This window comes from Faecalibacterium gallinarum (genome assembly GCF_022180365.1).
In the GTDB taxonomy this organism is placed as follows: domain Bacteria; phylum Bacillota; class Clostridia; order Oscillospirales; family Ruminococcaceae; genus Faecalibacterium; species Faecalibacterium gallinarum.
In genome coordinates this window covers 1-304 of record NZ_BQKV01000006.1, presented here as the reverse complement: position 1 = coordinate 304, position 304 = coordinate 1, and the positions used below count along the sequence as shown (strand labels likewise).

Here is a 304-nt window from a genome sequence, read left to right as displayed (position 1 = left end):
TCCGGACAACGCTTGTGACCTACGTTTTACCGCGGCTGCTGGCACGTAGTTAGCCGTCACTTCCTTGTTGAGTACCGTCATTATCGTCCTCAACAACAGGAGTTTACAATCCGAAGACCTTCTTCCTCCACGCGGCGTCGCTGCATCAGGGTTTCCCCCATTGTGCAATATTCCCCACTGCTGCCTCCCGTAGGAGTCTGGGCCGTGTCTCAGTCCCAATGTGGCCGTTCAACCTCTCAGTCCGGCTACCGATCGTCGCCTTGGTGGGCCGTTACCTCACCAACCAGCTAATCGGACGCGAGGC

The 304-nt window shown here is 57.2% G+C and carries 1 rRNA gene; it reads right to left on the bottom strand.

From position 1 onward, the window contains the following. Positions 1-304, bottom strand: a 16S ribosomal RNA gene (locus JCM17207_RS00545); the annotation flags it as partial.